Source organism: Streptomyces sp. SDT5-1 (genome assembly GCF_052245995.1).
GTDB lineage: Bacteria > Actinomycetota > Actinomycetes > Streptomycetales > Streptomycetaceae > Streptomyces.
In genome coordinates this window covers 7740183-7757011 of the sequence record NZ_CM125963.1, presented here as the reverse complement: position 1 = coordinate 7757011, position 16829 = coordinate 7740183, and the positions used below count along the sequence as shown (strand labels likewise).

Genomic DNA, 16829 nt, shown 5'->3' with positions numbered 1-16829 from the left:
CCGTCGGAGGGCTCAGGGCTTTTGCCGACCGGTCACGACGTCCGAGGGGCGCACCGCTCCGACGGGTTCGCCGTGGCCGAGGACGGGGGTCTCGGTGAGTTCGGTGAGGCGCGGGTCCGCGTCGACGACGACGCCGAGGTGGCGCAGCGCCGCGGTCATCACGACGGGGCGCGGCCGCTGCGCACCGTCGGCGATCTTGAGGGCGACGGCGGAGCCGTCCGGGCGGGCCAGCGCGTAGACACCCTCGGCGCCGTCCTTGGCGACGACGCCGGGGAGCGCGCGCATGAGGGTGGTGACGTCGCGGCCGGTGCCGCCGACGTACTCGGGGTGGGCGTTCATGGCGGCGGCCACACGGTGTTCGTGGCTGCCTTCGGGAGCGGTGGCGATCCGAGCGAAAGCGCGGGCCAGGCCGGTGAGGGTGAGCGCGAACAGCGGGGCGCCGCAGCCGTCGACGCCGACGGACGTGGACTTCTCCCCCGCCAGGTCCTCCAGGGCCTCGCGCAGGGCGACCTGCAAGGGGTGCGCGGGGTCGAGGTAGTCGTCGAGCGACCAGCCGGCCGCGACGCAGGTGGCGAGCATCGCCGCGTGCTTGCCCGAGCAGTTCATGGTGATACGGGTGGGGCCGAGCCCGGCGGCGAGGTGCGCGGGCTGCGCCTCGGCGCCGATGGGCAGGGCGGCGGTGCACTGCAACGCGTCCTCGGTCAGGCCCGCGCCGGCGAGGATGCGGCGCACCCCGTCGAGGTGGAAGGCCTCGCCGGAGTGGCTCGCGCAGGCGAGGGCGAGGAGTTCACCGTCGAGGTCGAGCCCGGCGCGGAGCATGCCGACGCTCTGGAGCGGCTTGTTGGACGAGCGCGGGTACATGGGGCTGTCGACGGGCCCGGCCGCGAGGACGGGGGCGCCCTGCGCGTCGAGCACCACCAGTGAACCGTGGTGGACGGACTCCAGGAAGTCGCCGCGCCACACCTCCGCGAGCACGGGCAGGGACGGGGTGGGGGCTGCGGCGGCGGTCATGGGCTGTCCTTCGGTCGTGGGCGTCGGAAGGGCCGACCGGCGGCCCTCAAGTGTCGACAGTTATCAGTTTCGGCTTCAAGTGTCGACAGTTGTCCGCGATGAAAGACGGTCACCGGAAAGCCTTGACAGGGAGTTCGGCGCGCCTGTCCACTGACGTCTGTCGACACTTCGGCAGTGCGTTTCGCCCCCCCCCCCCTGCGCTGCCTCATCCCCCTCGTTGCCCTCCGGAGGTTCCCGTGACCGGACTGGTCCACCGTCGCCTGGCGGGTCAGGTCGCCGAGATGCTGCGCGAGCAGATCCTCACCGGCGTGCTGCCGTCCGGCTCCCGCCTCAACGAGGTGGAGATCGCCCGCGATCTCGGCATCAGCCGCAGCCCGCTGCGCGAGGCCATCGGTCAATTGGTCAGCGACGGGCTGCTGGTGCACGTCCCGAACAAAGGCGCGGCCGTGCTGACCGCGGGCCCCGACGAGGTGGCGGCCCTGTTCGAGCTGCGCTCGGCCCTTGAGTGCCGGGCGGCCCGCCTGGCCGCGCTCCGCGTGCAGCCGAAGGAAGTGGCCCGCCTTCGGAAGGTGTGCGAACGCTCCCGCAAGGCGCGCGAGACGGGGCGGAAGCTGCCGTACAACCTGGACCTCGAATTCCACCGTTCGCTGATGGAGGCCGCGCACAGTCCTCGTATCGCCGAGCAGGTGTGGCTGGTGCAGCAGCAGGTGATCGTGCTGCGCAGCGGCCTGGTGTCGCAGCCCGCGCACACGGAGGCTTCGCTGAGCGACCACGAGGCGATGGCCGAGGCGGTCGCGGACGGCGACGCCGATCTCGCGGCGAGTCTGATGGAGGCCCATCTCGGCCTGGTCGAGACGGAGTTGCTGCACTCGCTCAAGGCCGAGCCGGTCGCCGCCGAGGGGGCGGGTACCGCGCGCCGCACCACCCGCCGGGCGGAGGCCAGGTGACACCCCAGGCACCCGAGCCCCGCCCCCGCCCCCGCACCCTGGGCATCGCCCCCGGCATCCTGCCGCCCGGCCCCACGAACTCCCTCACCGACGTACGAGGTGTGCGCGTCGGCCACGTCACGCTCCACCACGACGACGGCGCGCACCCGGCGCGGACCGGTGCGACCGTCGTCGTCCCCGCCCCCGGCTCCGTGTTCCGCGAGAAGCCGGCCGCGGGCCTCGATGTCGTGAACGGTTTCGGGAAGGCCGCAGGACTCAGCCAGGTCACCGAACTCGGCGTCCTGGAGACCCCGTTGGCGCTCACGAACACGCTCGGCGTCGGGGCCGCCTTCGAGGGCCTGGCCCGGCACGCGCTCCAGGGGCACCCGGAGATCGGTGTCACCACCGGCACCGTCAACCCGGTGGTTCTGGAGTGCAACGACGGCTGGCTCAACGACATCCGCGGCCTCCTGGTCCGCCCGGAGCACGTCATCGACGCACTCGACGCGGCGTCCGACGCGCCCGTGCCGGAGGGGGCCGTCGGGGCGGGCACCGGAATGGTGTCCTTCGGCTGGAAGGCCGGCATCGGCTCCAGCTCACGGCTCGTCGACACCGGTGAGGGCGATCCCTTCACCGTCGGCGTGCTGGTCCTCGCGAACTTCGGGCGGGCGGCGGACCTCACCGTGCTCGGCACTCCCGTCGGCCGCCACCTCACCCCCGAACGGGCGGCGGAGCAGGCCGAGTTCGCGCGCGGCGCCGGCTCGTGCGTCGTCCTCGTCGCGACGGACGCCCTGGCCGACGCCCGTCAGCTGCGCCGCATCGCCAAGCGCGCCTCTGTCGGCCTGGCCCGCACCGGCGGCATCGTCCAGCACGGCAGCGGCGAGTACGCCCTGGCCTGGTCCACGACACAGCGCACCCCGCACACCCCGACCGGTCCCGTGCGCGCCGCGACGGCCCTGGCCGAGAACGGCCCGCTCATGGACCTGATGTTCCGGGCCACCGCGGAGGCCACGGAGGAGGCCGTCCTCGGCTCCCTGTTCGCCGCCCGCCCCGTGACCGGCATCCGCGGCCACCACGCGCCCGCGCTGCCCACGGACCTCGTGGCCCGCCTCGTGCGCGCGCACCGGCCACCGGAGCCCTCGGCGTAACCCGCCGTCCCCCACACCCCGCACCACCGCACACCCACCGGCCGTCGGCATGCCCCGCGGCCCGGTTCGACCTGCCCTCACCCACCCCGGAAAGAGCGAACCATGCCCGAAACCGCTCCGGTCGCGGCGCCGCGCCGGACACCCACCTTCCTCCAGGCTCTCGTCCCGATCGCCGTGATGATCGCGCTGCTGGTCGTCGGAACCGTCTGGCTCGGCCTCGACCCCGTGATCCTCCTCATCGTCGCCTCCAGCTTCGCCGGGGTGTACGCGCTGTGGTTCGGCCTGACCTGGGAGCGGATGCTCACCGGCATCCGCCGCAAGATCGACTCGACGATGCCGGCGCTGCTGATCCTGATGTCGATCGGCATGCTCACCGGCACCTGGATGATCAGCGGAACCATCCCCATGGTGGTGGACTTCGGCCTCCGGGTGATCGAACCGCACTGGATACTCCCGGTGTCGTTCCTGGTCACGGTCGTGGTGTCCACGCTCACGGGCACGTCCTGGGGCTCGGTCGGCACGGTCGGTGTCGCGCTCATCAGCGTGGCGGGCGGCCTGGGCGCCTCGCTGCCGATGACGGCGGGGGCGATCGTCGCGGGCGCCTACTTCGGCGACAAGATGTCACCGCTGTCGGACACCACGAACCTCGCGCCGGTCGTCGCGGGCGCCAACCTCTTCGAGCACATCCGCCATCTCCTCTACACCACGGTGCCCGCCGCTCTGGTGTCGCTGGTCGCCTACTTCTTCCTCGGTCTGACCATGCACACGGGCGACGTGCAGGGCACGGGCAGGCAGACGGAGGAGCTGCTGGGCTTCCTCGGCAAGGCGTTCACCTTCAGCCCGCTCCTGCTGCTTCCGCCGCTCGTGGTGCTTCTCGGAGCCGTCCTGCGCAAGCCGCCGCTGCCCACGATCATCCTGTCGTCGCTCGTGGCCGCGGTCCTCGGCGGCCTCGTGCAGGGCTTCTCGCTGTCCGACCTGAGCGCCGCCGCGTCCGAGGGTTTCAGCACCGACATGCTCGCCGCGCACGGCTGGGACGCGCAGGCCGTTCCCGAGGCCGCCAGGACCCTGCTCGACCGGGGCGGCCTCGCGTCCATGACGAGCGTCGTCCTCATCGGCCTCGCCGGGTTCGCGTTCGCCGGCATCATCACCGAGGCCGGTTTCATGGACGTCCTCATGGCGCGCCTGCTGCACCGCGTGCGGCGCACCGGAGGCATCGTCCTCGCCACGGTCGGGTCCTCGATCGGCGTCGCGCTCGCCACCGGGACCTCGTACCTCACGATCCTGATCCCCGGCGAGGGCTTCAAGCAGGTCTACGCCGACAAGGGCCTCGCGGCGAAGAACCTCTCGCGCACCCTGGAGGACTCCGGGACGGTGATGGTGCCGCTGATCCCGTGGAGCGAGGCCGCGATGTACATGTCGACGACACTGGGCGTGGCCACCCTCTCGTACGCCCCGTACGCCTTCCTCTGCTACCTGGGCGCCGTGTTCGCGGTGATCTGCGGGTACACCGGCATCGGCATCGCGCGCACGAGCGTGGCGGCGGGCCGGACCGCGTCGTCGGAGCCGGCCACCGCTCCCTGACGCTCGCCGACCGCCGGCGTGTGCACGGTGTGACGTGGGCTACAGAACCGCCCCCTTCCGGCCCTCCGGCGAAATTGCAAGAATCCGCAGCCGGAGGCTGATCCCATGCACGGAACCGCAGCGCGGCCCCCGGCCGGCCGGGTGTCCACGACGGCCGCTACCGCCGCCGCGACAACGCTCGATGAACTCGACCTGGCGCTCGTGAACGCCCTTCAGCTCGCGCCCCGCGCGCCGTGGTCCCAGCTCGCGGGCCCGCTCGGCGTCGACGCGGCCACGCTGTCGCGGCGCTGGTCACGGCTGCGGGACAGCGGCGCCGCGTGGGTGACGTGCTATTCGGCGGCGGGTCAGGTGGTGTTCGGCTCGCTCGCCTTCGTCGAGGTGACGTGCGCGCCGCAGGCCCGTGAGCCGCTCGCCGCCCGGCTGGCCGCCCAGCCGCACGCGGTGAGCGTGGAACTCGTGGCGGGATCGTGCGATCTACTGCTCACCGTCGCGGCGGCGTCGACCCGGATGATGAGCGACTTCGTGCTGTCGCTCGCCCGCTACCCGGAGATCACCGGCACCCGTACGCATCTGGTGCAGCGCCTGCACCAGGAGGGCAGCCAGTGGCGTCTCGACGCGCTCAGCCGGGAGCAGCAGCGTGACCTCGAGCCCGATGTGTCGGGCAGCGCCGACCGTATCCTCAACGCCGACGAGCGGGCCCTGATGCTGCTGCTCGCGGAGGACGGCCGGCGGCCCGTCGCCGCGCTCGCCGCCCGGCTCGGCCGCCCCGAGTCGACGGTGCGGCGGCTGCTCGCCGGGGTGCTCGGCGGCGGCAAGGCCACACTGCGCTGCGAGGCGGCCCACCTCCACGCGGGCTGGCGCAGCACGGCGACGCTGTGGATGGCGGCGCCGCCCACGGAACTGGACGCGGCGGCCGAGGAGTTGACGCTGCTGCGCGACACACGTCTGTCGGCGTCCGTGGCGTCGGAGGCGAATCTGGCGGCCGTGGTGTGGATGCACGGCATGGACGACCTGTCGCGCTACGAGGCGCGGGTCGGCGCGAAGTTCCCGGCGCTGCGCGTCCTGAACCGGGCGGTGACGCTCCGCTGGGTCAAGCGGATGGGGCGCCTGCTGGACGAGGAGGGCCGCAGCGTGGAGTGCGTCCCGATGGACGTGTGGCGCCCGGTGCCGACTCCCTGAACAGTGCCCTCTCCTGGCTAAACGGTGCCCTCTCCCTGGGCTGCTTCGGGGTGTGTGAACCGCACGGGCTTGCCCAGTGTCCGGGCGTAGGCGATCTCGGCCCGGGTGCTGTCCCCGATGTGGTCGCCGACGACGAGCACCTCGTCGGCGAGCCGGATCTTCGCCCGGTGCAGGGTGGCGAGCCGGTCCTTCAGTGTCTCGGCCTCCTTGGGATCGGCCCACCGGGTGTGCGGCGACTTGGGATCCCAGGCCGGTTTGACGACGATCCTTCCGGCTTCGGTCTCCCGCAGCTCCGCCTCGGCCATCTCGGCCATGAAACGGGTGGATCCGCAGATCACGACGGTGGGCGGGAGGTTCAGCTCCTTCTTGGCTTCGGCGAGCTTCCGTTCGGGCGTGGTCGGGTGAGGGTGTGTCCCCCGCTCCTCCAGGTCGTGTTCGCCGCGCAGCACGCAGAACTCGTTGCCCTCGGGGTCCGCCAGGACGGCCCAGCCCGTGTCGTCCGGGTTGCGGCGGTCGGTGACCAGGGAGGCGCCGAGGCGCAGCAGCCGCTCGACCTCCTCCTCGCGCGAGGTCGTCGGGCGCAGGCACAGGTGGACGCGGTTCTTGGTCGTCTTCGGTTCCGGCACCTCGTTGAAGTGCAGCAGCGGGCCCTCCGGCAGCATCACGTCGATCTCCGGGTCGCCCGGCCGATCGTCCGGATGCAGCGGGCAGCGGGTCACCTCGCTCCAGAACCGTGCCAGCGCATGGGCATCCGCACAGTCGACCGCCACGTTCCGCACCACCGAGACCATGCGGGTGAGACTGCCCCACTCCGGTACCCCGATCAAGCGCGGCCGTGGGCGAATTCGGCGCACCCGGACCCGCCGATCTGGCGGATCCGTGCAATCCCACGCCCATCCGCCGCTCATCCCCGAAGGTGGCCGCATGACTACCGCCGAACTCACCTACCTCAGCGCCACGGAGGCCCGCCGGCTCTTCGCCGCGCGGGAGTTGTCGCCCGTCGAGCTGATGCGTGCCGTCGTCGAACGCACCGACCAGGTCGAGCCGAAGATCAACGCCTTCACGGAGCGTCTCTTCGACGAGGCCCTGGAGCAGGCGCGGCAGGCCGAGGAGACATACCTCGGCAGGAACGGCCGCGAGCCGCGCGCACTCGAAGGCATTCCGGTGGCCACCAAGGAGAAGCACGGCATCCTCGGACGCACCCTCACCGAGGGCTCGCTGACCCGCAAGGACGAACTCGCCACCGAGAACCACCCGTTCGTCGACCGCATCCTGGACGCGGGCGGCATCATCCACGCCCGCACCGCGACGCCCGAGTTCTCCATCGCGACGTACACCCACACCCGGCTGTGGGGTGTCACCCGCAATCCGTGGAACACCGAGTTCACGCCGGGCGGTTCGTCGGGCGGCGCCGGCGCCTCGCTCGCCGCCGGTACGACGCTCCTCGCGTCCGCGTCCGACATCGGCGGCTCGACGCGCATCCCGGCGGCGTTCACCGGCACCGTCGGCTTCAAGGCGCCGTACGGCCGCAACCCCGGTTACGGCCCGATCGCCGCCGACCACTACCGGGGCGACGGCCCGATGGCCCGCACCGTCGACGACGTGATCGCGTTCCAGAACGTGCTGTCCGGCCCGGACCCGCGCGACCACGCCACGATCCGCCCGAAGCTGACGCTGCCGACGGTGTACGACGACGTGGCCGGGATGCGGATCGCGCTGTGCGTGCGCCTCGGCGAGTACGACGTGCACCCCGAGGTGGAGGCGAACCTGCGGGCCACGGCCGCGGCCCTCACCGAGGCGGGCGCACATGTCGAGGAGATCGAACTCCCGTGGACCCACCTCGACCTGCTGACCTCGATCGCGGGCCACTTCTCCACGATCTTCGGCGCGCAGATCACCGAGATCGCCGCGACGCGCTCCGACGACCTCACCTCCTACGCCCGCGCCTTCGCCGACGCGATGGAACGCGCCCGCTCCCGCGTCAGCTACCTCGACAGCCTGCGTGCCGAACACCGCCTCCAGAACCAGCTGGCCACCGCCATGGGCCCGTTCTCCGCCCTGCTGTGCCCGACGACGGCGATCCCCGGCTGGCACGCGGGCGACGAACTCGCGGACGAGAAGGTGATGGTCCACGGCGAGGAGACCGTCGACCCGCTCTGGTGCGCCATGACCAACCCCTTCAACATCAACAACCGCTGCCCGGTCCTCAACGTGCCCTCCGGCATGTCGAGCTGGGGCCTCCCGACGGGCGTCCAGATCGTCGGCCACACCTACGACGACCCGACGGTCTTCCGCGTCGGCAAGGCGGTCGAGGCGGCGCGGCCGTGGTCGTACGAGGCGCTGGTGTAAGGGCCCGCACCGGCCGTCTCTCGCTCTGGACACCCCCTCGTCCTCACGTCACGCCTGATCTACGCTGGCGGCGCCGCCGACCGGGCACTACCGGTGTGCGGGCCGGGACGAGGGGAGAGCGCATGGCCGGGGCTGTCCCGCAGGAGCCGGGTCGGGCGACGTCGTCCGGTGCGGGTGTGTCGTTCCAGCGCGGGCTGAGCGTGCTGATCAGTGTGGCCGAGTCCGGGGAGACCCGTGTCGAGCAGATCGCGGCCGACGCCGGGATCCCGGTGAGCACGGTGTACCGGTATCTGCGCACGCTGCGGGAGTTCGACCTGGTGGAGGAGCGGTCGGGCACCTACGTTCCGGGGTGGCGGCTGCTCGAGCTGTCGGGGCAGCATCTGACACACACCCGGCTCGTGGAGCTCGGGCATCCGCTGCTGCAGGAGCTGACGGACGCGACCGGGGAGACGGCGGTGCTGACCGTGCGGGTCGGCTCGCAGGCGATGTGTCTGCGGCAGACGCAGTCGCCGCACGCGATCCGGATGGCGTTCCGGATCAACCAGCTGCTGCCGCTGTACGCGGGCGCGGGACAGCGCATCCTGCTGGCCCACGCGCCGCGCCCGGTCATCGAGCGGGTCCTCGACCAGCCGATGCGCACCATCACCGCGCACACCCCCGACCGGGCCCGGCTGGCCCGGGAGATGGAGCGGATCAGGGCGAGCGGGTTCCTGATCTCGCAGGGCGAGCTGAACGAGGGCGCGGTCGCCGTCGCGGTGCCGGTGACCGCGACGGGCGAGGTGGTGTGCGCGCTGACCGTGGCCGGGCCCGAGCAGCGGTGCGGGCCCGCCTGGCGGCGGCAGGCCCGCGACCGCTTGCAGGCGGCGAGCCTGCGGCTCGGGGAGATCCTGGAGTACGGGACCGGGGCACCGGCCGGGTGACATGTCAGGCCGGTGTGACGCGCACCGGCAGGCGGCTCCAGCCGCGCAGGGTGTTGTGCAGGAACGGAACCGGCTCGCCCGCCGGTTCCACCGTCCTGACCCTGCGCGCCAGTTCGCCGATGAGGACCTCCGCCTCGAGGCGCGAGATGGGCTGGCCGACGCACTGGTGGATGCCGAAGCCGAACGCGAGGTGCCCGGAGGCGTCCCGTTCGATGCGGTAGGTGTCGGCGTCGTCGCCGAAGCGCCGGGGGTCTCGGTTGGCGGCCCCGGTGAACAGGGCGAGCTTGGTGTCTTCCGGGATCCGCACACCGTGGAAGTCGACGTCGTGGGCGGTCGTGCGGAAGAAGGACTGGAACGGTGACTCGTGGCGCAGCGCCTCGTCCACGGCGAACCGGGCGAGCTTCGGGTTGGCGTGCAGCAGCGCCCACTGGTCGGGGTGGGCGGTCAGACACCTCATGGTGTTGCCGAGGGCGAGTGCCGTCGTGTCGAGGCCCGCGGACAGCAGGGCGCGCACCAGGCGGGTCGCCTCGTCGCCGGTGATGACACCCTGGTCGGCGTACGCCCACAGTTGCGCGCCGAGTCCGTCGGGGGTGAGGTTCTCGCGGGCGCAGTTCTCCATGACCCAGTCGACGGTGTGCTCGCCGGCCGCGAAGTAGGCGTCGTGGCGGGCGTCCTCGGGTCCGAAGGCGGCGAAGTTCATGGCCCCGTACGGCAGGAGGTGTGCGGCGCGGCCCTCGCGGGGGATGCCGACGGCGTTGCCGAACACCTCGACGGGGAACGGCTCGGCCATCTCGGTCACCGCGTCGAACTCGCGCCGGTCGAGGAGTTCGCCGACGAGCCGCTCGGCGTATGCCTGGAATCCGGGGCGCAGCGCGCGGACGCCGCGCGGGGAGATGACACCGGACATGGCGGTGCGCAGCGGGGTGTGCACGGGCGGGTCGGAGTCCAGGATGCCTGCGGGCTTCCACGGCGGTTCCTGGTGGTAGTTGCGGGGCCCGACGCCGGCCCCTGACAGGAACGACTCGTGGTCGGTGAGGATCTCCCGGCACTCGGTGTACCGCGTGAAGGCGTGCACCCCGTAGCGCTCGAGCCACACGGCGGGCCCGGCCTCCCGCATCCGCGTGAACAGCGGGTACGGGTCGGTGAGGTGGGCGTCGTCGTAGGGGTCGTCGGCGAGGTGTGCGACGGGGGTGTCGGCCGGGGCGGACATCTGGCGCCTCCTTGGGTACGGCGGTGGGGCCGGGTGGACCCCGCACGGGCAACGTAGACCGGCGCCCCGAGTGCGGGACACGGCCGTTATCACCCGCTGAGAACCGCTGTTGCCGCCGCGGTGCCGGGTTTCTGACGATGCGGCGGAGCACGGGGCGTTCCGCCGGCGGACGTGCCGGCCAGGACGAGACGGAGGAAGCAGCATGCCGACGCAGGACCATCTCACCGTGACCGTGAAGGAGACACGTGCCGAGGCGGCGGGGGTGCGCTCCTTCGTCCTGGCGGCGCGCGAGGGCCGGTCGCTGCCCGCGTGGTCGCCCGGCGCGCACATCGACGTCGTCCTCTCGCGCGACCTGGTGCGCCAGTACTCGCTGTCGTCGGCGCCCGAGGACGCGGGCTGGCGGATCGCGGTGCTGCGGGAGCCGGACGGGCGGGGCGGCTCGGCGTATCTGCACGACCGGGTACGGGAGGGCGACACGCTGCTGGTGAGCGCGCCCCGGAACACGTTCGCCCTCGACCTGGACGCGCCGCGCCCCGTGTTCGTGGCCGGTGGCATCGGGATCACGCCGATCCTGCCGATGGTCGCGGCGGCGGAACGGGCGGGCGTGGACTGGCGGTTGCTGTATCTGGGCCGCTGCGCGGACAGCATGGCGTTCACCGCCGAGCTGGCCGCGTACGGCGACCGGGTGCGGCTGCACCGTGACGACGAGTCGGGCGTCGCGGACCTCGCCGCCGAGCTGGACGCCATGGGCGCGGCGGACGCCCCTGTGTACGCGTGCGGCCCGGCGGGGCTGCTGGCGGCGGTCCAGGAGTACACCGCCGCGCACCCCGCGTCCCGCCTGACATTGGAGCGCTTCGCCGCCGCGCCGGACTCTCAACAGCGCGGCGACGACCGCCCGTTCACGGTGGAGACGGGCGACGGGCGGGAGATCGCGGTAGCCGCGGGCCGGTCCATCGTCGACGCCCTGGCCGACGCCGGGGTGCGCACCCTCACCTCGTGCCGCGAGGGCGTGTGCGGCACGTGCGAGACGGCGGTGCTCGACGGCGTCCCCGACCACCGCGACCAGCTCCTGAGCGAGGAGGAGCGGGCCGCGGGCGACGTCATGATGATCTGCGTGTCACGGTGCAGGGGCGACCGTCTCGTCCTCGACGTGTGAGCGCTGGTCACCCATCTCCCGTACGGGTCACAGGACTTGGTCCACCGCCCGTACCACTCCCCCGGACCTGACGAGGTCGATCGCCGCGTGCACCCGCGGGTAGAGCACGACGTCGCGGGTGAGGTGGTCGATGGGGCGGCCGTCGGTGGCGGGTGTGTCGCGCAGTCGGTCGAGGGCGGCGCGGGTGGCCGGGGCGAGGGCGTCGGCGTCCCGTTTCTGCTCGGCGAGGCGCAGTTCGATGGCCTGGCCCGCCATCAGCAGCTCGGTGGCGACGACCGCCTCGATGTTGGCCACGATCTGCCGGGCGTGCCGGCCCGCGTTGGAGGCCATCGAGACATGATCCTCCTGGTTGGAGCAGGTGGGGATGGAGTCGACGCTGTCGGGGTGCGCGAGGGTCTTGCAGTCCGACACCAGCGCGGCGGCGAGGTACTGCGGCAGCATGTAGCCGCAGTCCATGCCGACCTTCTCGCCGTCGACGAGCATGTCGGGAAGGCCCCGGTTGAGGGTGCCGTCGTTGAGCCGGAACAGGCGGCGTTCGGCGATGGAGCCGATCTCGGTGACGGCGATGGCGAGGAAGTCGGAGGCGAACGCCAGGTACTGGGCGTGGAAGTTGCCGCCCGAGACGGCCTTGAGGCCGCGCGGCAGCTCGGGCACGACGAGCGGGTTGTCGGTGGCGGCGTTCAGCTCCGTCTCGACGATGCCGTGCACGAAGGCCAGGGTGTCGCGGACGGGTCCGAGCACCTGCGGCACGCACCGCAGCGAGTACGCGTCCTGGGGTGGCTGGCGTACGGGGTCGGTGTCGGCGGCGCCGTCCACGAAGGCGCTGCCGTCGAGGAGTGCGCGCAGCCGGGCCGCCGTGGCGATCTGCCCGGCGTGGCCCCGGGCCTCGTGGAGCTGCGGCAGGAAGGCGTCGCCGAAGCCGAGCAGGGCCTCGATGCTCATCGCGGCGGTCACCTCCGCTGTGGCGAGGAGGTTCTCGGCGTCGGCGAGGGCGAGGGCGCACAGGGCGGTCGAGTACGAGGTGCCGTTGGTGAGGGCGAGTCCCTCCTTGGCGCCGAGGGCGAGCCGCTCGATGCCCGCGGCGGCCATGGCGGCGCGTCCGCTCGTCAACTCGCCCTCGTGGTGGGCGAGTCCGCTGTCCTCCTCCGGGTCGGCGCCACCGGCGGGGCGGCTGAGGGCGAGCGCGAGGTGGGCGAGCGGGATGAGGTCGCCGCTGGCGCCGAGGGAGCCGTACTCGGGGACCGCCGGGTGGACACCGGCGTTGAGCATGGCGAGGAGGGTGTGCACGACGTCGGGGCGCACACCGGAGTAGCCGCGCGCGAGGCTGGAGGCGCGGATCAGCATGGTGGCGCGGACGACGTCCTCGGGGCAGTGCCGGCCGACGCCGCAGGCGTTGGAGACGATGAGGCGGCGGGACAGCTCGACGGCGTCCTCCGCGGTCTCGAAGGCCTGGCGTCCGGCGAGCGAGCCGAAGCCGGTGTTGACGCTGTAGACGGGCCGGGCGCCCGCCCCCTCGGCCATGTCGTCGGTGAGCCGGGAGATCCAGGCGGCGCTCGGCGCCATGGCCTTCTCCGCGGCCTCGCCGAGGCGTACGGGCCGGTGGTGGCGGGCGACGGCGACGAGGTCGTCGAGGGTGAGCGGGCGGTCTCCGAGGACGAGGGGTTTGGTGGCTGTGGTGGTCACAGGGCGGCTCCTTCCGGGACGGTGGTGGTGGCGGGGCGGGTGTCGTCCCGGTGTGTCGCGCGGTGCCGGGTGGCGGCGCTGACGGCGGCGAGCACGACGATGTTGGCGACCATGGCGACGACGCCGACGTCGAGGTCCTGCACGGGGCGCGGCGCCCACGGCAGCAGGCTCGCGGTGGTGGCGTCGGTGAGGGTGGTCCAGCCGACGAGGGCGACGCCGGTGCACACACCGGCCCAGGCGCCCGCGGTGGTCACGGGGTTGCGCCGGAACATCGAGGCGACGAGCACCGGGAAGAGCTGGACCACGAACCCGTACGCCATGATGAGGAGCATGGCGATGGCCTCGCCGCCGCGGAACGTGAGCACGGCGGCGACGAGCGCGAGGACCGGCACGAGGACGCGGCTGAGCCGTCCGACGGTCCGCTCGCTCGTGGTGGGGCGCGCCACTTGGTAGATGTTCTTCGCGACGAGCATCGCGGCGGACTGGAGCAGCATCGCGCCGGGAACGAGCGCGGCGAGCATGCCCGCGACGCCGACGAGGCCGACGAGCCACGGCGGCAGCGCGTCCTTGGCGAGCGACAGCAGCGCGAGGTCGCCGTCCTTCAGTCCGGGCACCTCGAGCACCGCCGTGAACCCGATGACGAGGACCATCACGAGGACGATCTGGTACGCGGGTGTGATGACGGCGTTGCGGCGCAGGGCCTTGGCGCTGCGGGCCGCGAGGATGCCCGGCATCATGTGCGGCCACGTGCAGATGCCGAGGGCGAACAGCAGGCTGGTGGAGATGTACCACCACACGCTGTACCCGTGGTCGGGCAGGGTCAGGAAGTGCGGGTGGGCGGCGGCCAGGGCGTGGAACATGTCACCGAGCCCGCCGTAGTAGTGGATCGGCAGATACAGCCCGAGTCCCACGACGAGCACGAGCATCAGGGTGTCCTTGATGACGGCGTTCCAGGCGGTGCCGCGCAGCCCGGACACGGTGACGTACACGGCGATGACACCGACGCCGATCCACACGGCCGCGCCCTGCGGGATCCGCCCGTACGAGCATTCGTGGACGATGATGCCGAGGCCCTTGAGCTGCAGTACGAGGTACGGGACGAGGGACACCACGCCGACGACGGCGGTGAGCACGCCGAACGCCTTGGACCGGTACTTGTGGGCGTACAGGTCCGGGGCGGTGAGCAGCTTGTGGCGGCGGGCGTAGGCCCAGATCGGCGGGGCCAGCCAGTAGAAGACGACGTAGCAGATCGACGAGAACATGTAGATCATCGGGCCGCCCATCGAGTAGGCGCCGCCACTGCCACCGAGGAAGGTGTACGTGGTGAAGTTCTCGCCCGCGGCCAGCAGGAACACCAGCAGGCTGCCGAGGCCGCGGCCGCCGACGGACCACTGTTCGAGGTCCATGGTGCGGCCGCGCCGGGCGAGCAGCCCGAGGACGAGGACGAGGACGAAGGAGCTGCCGAGAACGGCGAGGGCGACGTTCACCGGGCGGCTCCCTCTGCGGCGGTGTCGTGGGCGAACTCGTCGGCGGGTTCGTCGGGTTCGTGGTTGGCGGGATCGAGCCAGTACACGACGGCCATGACGACGGTGGTGAGCACCACCCACAGGGCGGCCCAGAACACCACCATGGGCAGGCCGAGGACGTAGGGCTGCTCGGTGTTGACGACGATCAACGACCCGGCGACCGGGACGGCGCTGAGCAGGATGAGGATCCAGCGGCGTGACACGGGACGTGCTCCCTTCCGGACGGACGGGGAATGCTTGCCCGGTGAACCGATCTTGGCAATGCCGGATTCTCACTGCGCAGGAACGGGGGGCCGCTACTCCCCCGGCGGCAGGCGGGACACCGTCCCCCGGAACGATGCGCCCGGTACCGGCCCGTCGGCAGGCTGTTGGGAAGTCCGGCGCCTTGGAGACGGGAGGCACACCATGCTGTTGATCGAGGTCCACGTCCCGCGCGGCGCGCTCGCGGAGCACGAGCGACAGAGGCTGGCGCGGCGGCTGATCGACACGTTGATGGTCGAGGACGACAGCCACGCCGTCGAAGTAAGTCCTCGACGCCCAGCGCACCATTACGCAGGTCCTCGTCCACGAGCCTGCCACCTGGGTCCTGGGGCAGCGTCCGGCCGCCGATCCGGCCGATCCGCCACACTATCTGGTGCGGGTCACCGTCCCCGCGTCATGGCGCAAGGAGTTGAGCGCGCACGCCGTGCCCCTCATCACCGAGGCGCTGATGGAGACGGAGCGGGAGGCGGGGCGCGACCCCGAGCGGCTGCGGAGCGCGCCGCACGCCGTCGTGCTGGTGGACGGTGTCGCCGAGGGCGGCATCGGCCTCCTCGGCCGCCCCATGGGCAGCCTGGACCTCACCGAGTTCATCAGCCGCCCCTACCGCGACGCCGCCTCCGGGGTCCCGGCCGCCACCGCGCCGGACGGCCGGTTCCTGGATCCGGTCTGCGGCATGACCGTCGAACGGGACGACAGCGCCCTCACGCTCGTGCACGACGGGGTGCTGTACGGCTTCTGTCACGGCCTGTGCCGGCGCTCCTTCGCCGACGAGCACGGCATCGCGCCGGGCGGTTCGTGACACGGTTCGCGGTAGCGGAGCAGGAGCATGGCCGCGTCGTCGTGGAGCGGGCCGCTGGCGTGGCGGACCACGTCCTCGCGCAGTGCCTCCAGGGCGTCCTCGGCCTCGGCGGCCTTGAGGAGGTCGGCGCGGTCCTGGAGCGGGAAGAAGGCGCCGGACGCGTCGCGGGCCTCGGTCACGCCGTCGGTGTAGAGCAGGAGTTGGTCGCCGGGCGCGAAGTCGACCCGGTAGGCGCTGGGCGGCTCGGCGCCGTGCATGCCGAGGCCGAGCGGCAGGGCGTAGGCGGGCGGTTCGGGGAAGGTGACCGTGCCGTCGGCGCGTACGAGCATGGGGGCAGGGTGTCCGCAGTTCAGCATCGCGGCGGTCCGTTCCTCGGCCCGCACCTCGACGAGGACCGCCGTCACGAACTTCTCGCCGTTGACCGCGCGGGCCACGCTGCGCTCCAGGCGCGCGGCGAGGGCGGCGAGGTCCGGTTCGTCGTGCGCGGCCTCGCGGAAGGCGCCGAGGACGAGCGCCGCGGTCTCCACGGCGGCGAGCCCCTTGCCCTGCACGTCGCCGACGATCACCCGCACGCCCTGCGGCGAGGCCACCACCTCGTACAGGTCGCCGCCGATGCGTGCCGCCGCGTCGGCCGACGTGTACGAGATGGCGACCTGGAGGGGGCCCGCGCCCCGGGGAACCGGGCGCAGCAGCACCCGCTGGGCGACCTCGGCGATGGAGCGCACGCTGGCGAGTTCGGCCTCGCGCCGCCCGCGCATCACCGCCGCGGCGACGCCGGCCACGGTCACTCCGGCCACCGACATCATCGCGGTGTATCCGCGCCGGGTCTCGAACAGGCCGTCGTAGACGCCGAGTCCCGCGCACAGCAGCAGCGCCACGCCGCCGATCACGGCGGTCCGCCGCCACGTGCCGATGAGCCCGGCGAAGGCCGGTCCGAGCGACACCAGCGGGAGGAATCCGACCCCGGGGCCTGCGGTGAGGTCCACGACGACGACCACCGCCATCACCACGGCGGGCAGCCAGTACAGCACCTGGTTCCTGCTGTTCTGGCGTTCCGTAGCGGCCACAGTGCCCCCACTC

General features: G+C 72.5%; 15 protein-coding genes and 1 pseudogene. 8 read left to right on the top strand and 8 right to left on the bottom strand.

Going from position 1 to position 16829, the window contains the following annotated elements; all coding sequences use genetic code 11:
• Positions 1-12 precede the first annotated feature (12 nt).
• Positions 13-1011, bottom strand: a complete 999-nt coding sequence (locus ACTWJ8_RS35745; protein WP_443261651.1) for an asparaginase — start codon at positions 1009-1011, stop codon at positions 13-15.
• Positions 1012-1247: 236 nt separating this feature from the next.
• Here ACTWJ8_RS35745 and ACTWJ8_RS35740 point away from each other — a divergent pair, with 236 nt between their 5' ends.
• The 4 genes from ACTWJ8_RS35740 (at position 1248) to ACTWJ8_RS35725 (ending at position 5845) form a co-directional block, all read left to right on the top strand.
• Positions 1248-1958, top strand: coding sequence for a GntR family transcriptional regulator (locus ACTWJ8_RS35740; RefSeq protein ID WP_443261650.1), 711 nt, complete (start codon positions 1248-1250; stop codon positions 1956-1958).
• On the top strand, positions 1955-3085 hold the full coding sequence (locus ACTWJ8_RS35735) for a DmpA family aminopeptidase (protein WP_356373080.1): 1131 nt from the start codon (positions 1955-1957) through the stop codon (positions 3083-3085). The genes ACTWJ8_RS35740 and ACTWJ8_RS35735 overlap by 4 nt, the downstream gene beginning before the upstream one ends.
• A 102-nt stretch (positions 3086-3187) precedes the next feature.
• A complete protein-coding gene (nhaC, locus tag ACTWJ8_RS35730) occupies positions 3188-4666 on the top strand; it encodes a Na+/H+ antiporter NhaC (RefSeq protein WP_443261649.1) in 1479 nt (492 codons plus the stop codon).
• A gap of 105 nt (positions 4667-4771) precedes the next feature.
• Entirely contained in the window at positions 4772-5845 is a 1074-nt protein-coding gene (locus ACTWJ8_RS35725; RefSeq protein WP_443261648.1) for an Lrp/AsnC family transcriptional regulator, read from the top strand.
• A gap of 17 nt (positions 5846-5862) precedes the next feature.
• On the opposite strand, the gene ACTWJ8_RS35720 is transcribed toward ACTWJ8_RS35725, so the two are convergent.
• Entirely contained in the window at positions 5863-6273 is a 411-nt protein-coding gene (locus ACTWJ8_RS35720) for a hypothetical protein (RefSeq protein WP_443265100.1), read from the bottom strand.
• Positions 6274-6636 (bottom strand): annotated as a pseudogene (locus ACTWJ8_RS35715) (VOC family protein); the annotation flags it as partial. It lies immediately after the preceding gene.
• Positions 6637-6769: 133 nt separating this feature from the next.
• Here ACTWJ8_RS35715 and ACTWJ8_RS35710 point away from each other — a divergent pair.
• Both ACTWJ8_RS35710 and ACTWJ8_RS35705 read left to right on the top strand, forming a co-directional pair.
• Positions 6770-8194, top strand: coding sequence for an amidase (locus ACTWJ8_RS35710; RefSeq protein ID WP_443261647.1), 1425 nt, complete (start codon positions 6770-6772; stop codon positions 8192-8194).
• A 122-nt stretch (positions 8195-8316) separates the two neighbouring features.
• Positions 8317-9114 (top strand): IclR family transcriptional regulator, encoded by a 798-nt coding sequence (locus tag ACTWJ8_RS35705; RefSeq protein ID WP_356373084.1) that lies wholly within the window; start codon positions 8317-8319, stop codon positions 9112-9114.
• A 4-nt stretch (positions 9115-9118) separates the two neighbouring features.
• On the opposite strand, the gene ACTWJ8_RS35700 is transcribed toward ACTWJ8_RS35705, so the two are convergent.
• The gene (locus ACTWJ8_RS35700; protein WP_443261646.1) at positions 9119-10324 is read right to left on the bottom strand and encodes a cytochrome P450; all 1206 of its coding nucleotides are present in this window, start codon (positions 10322-10324) and stop codon (positions 9119-9121) included.
• A gap of 202 nt (positions 10325-10526) precedes the next feature.
• Between ACTWJ8_RS35700 and ACTWJ8_RS35695 the strand changes: the two genes are divergently transcribed.
• Complete coding sequence (locus ACTWJ8_RS35695; RefSeq protein WP_443261645.1) at positions 10527-11480, top strand: PDR/VanB family oxidoreductase; 954 nt, start codon at positions 10527-10529, stop codon at positions 11478-11480.
• A gap of 27 nt (positions 11481-11507) precedes the next feature.
• Here ACTWJ8_RS35695 and ACTWJ8_RS35690 read toward each other — a convergent pair whose 3' ends face one another.
• Genes ACTWJ8_RS35690 through ACTWJ8_RS35680 form a run of 3 tightly spaced genes read right to left on the bottom strand, consistent with a single transcriptional unit; the run spans position 11508 to position 14892 of the window.
• Positions 11508-13163, bottom strand: coding sequence for an HAL/PAL/TAL family ammonia-lyase (locus ACTWJ8_RS35690; RefSeq protein ID WP_443261644.1), 1656 nt, complete (start codon positions 13161-13163; stop codon positions 11508-11510).
• A complete protein-coding gene (locus ACTWJ8_RS35685; protein WP_443261643.1) occupies positions 13160-14650 on the bottom strand; it encodes a sodium:solute symporter family protein in 1491 nt (496 codons plus the stop codon). The genes ACTWJ8_RS35690 and ACTWJ8_RS35685 overlap by 4 nt, the downstream gene beginning before the upstream one ends.
• Positions 14647-14892 carry a DUF3311 domain-containing protein gene (locus tag ACTWJ8_RS35680; protein ID WP_443261642.1) on the bottom strand — a complete coding sequence of 82 codons (246 nt, stop codon included), beginning with the start codon at positions 14890-14892 and terminating at the stop codon, positions 14647-14649. The genes ACTWJ8_RS35685 and ACTWJ8_RS35680 overlap by 4 nt, the downstream gene beginning before the upstream one ends.
• 431 nt (positions 14893-15323) lie before the next feature.
• On the opposite strand from ACTWJ8_RS35680, the gene ACTWJ8_RS35675 reads away from it, so the two are divergent.
• On the top strand, positions 15324-15749 hold the full coding sequence (locus ACTWJ8_RS35675) for a hypothetical protein (RefSeq protein WP_443261641.1): 426 nt from the start codon (positions 15324-15326) through the stop codon (positions 15747-15749).
• Here ACTWJ8_RS35675 and ACTWJ8_RS35670 read toward each other — a convergent pair.
• Positions 15689-16753, bottom strand: coding sequence for a PP2C family protein-serine/threonine phosphatase (locus ACTWJ8_RS35670; protein WP_443265098.1), 1065 nt, complete (start codon positions 16751-16753; stop codon positions 15689-15691). The two genes, ACTWJ8_RS35675 and ACTWJ8_RS35670, sit on opposite strands and share 61 nt — an antisense overlap.
• Positions 16754-16829: the final 76 nt, after the last annotated feature.

Bases quoted from the DNA above. Each gene is read 5' to 3' on its own strand.
- ACTWJ8_RS35670 (WP_443265098.1), bottom strand. From the start codon at position 16,753: ATGGCGGTGGTCGTCGTCGTGGACCTCACCGCAGGCCCCGGGGTCGGA.
- ACTWJ8_RS35705 (WP_356373084.1), top strand. From the start codon at position 8,317: ATGGCCGGGGCTGTCCCGCAGGAGCCGGGTCGGGCGACGTCGTCCGGT.
- ACTWJ8_RS35745 (WP_443261651.1), bottom strand. From the start codon at position 1,011: ATGACCGCCGCCGCAGCCCCCACCCCGTCCCTGCCCGTGCTCGCGGAG.
- ACTWJ8_RS35700 (WP_443261646.1), bottom strand. From the start codon at position 10,324: ATGTCCGCCCCGGCCGACACCCCCGTCGCACACCTCGCCGACGACCCC.
- ACTWJ8_RS35695 (WP_443261645.1), top strand. From the start codon at position 10,527: ATGCCGACGCAGGACCATCTCACCGTGACCGTGAAGGAGACACGTGCC.
- ACTWJ8_RS35725 (WP_443261648.1), top strand. From the start codon at position 4,772: ATGCACGGAACCGCAGCGCGGCCCCCGGCCGGCCGGGTGTCCACGACG.
- nhaC (WP_443261649.1), top strand. From the start codon at position 3,188: ATGCCCGAAACCGCTCCGGTCGCGGCGCCGCGCCGGACACCCACCTTC.
- ACTWJ8_RS35710 (WP_443261647.1), top strand. From the start codon at position 6,770: ATGACTACCGCCGAACTCACCTACCTCAGCGCCACGGAGGCCCGCCGG.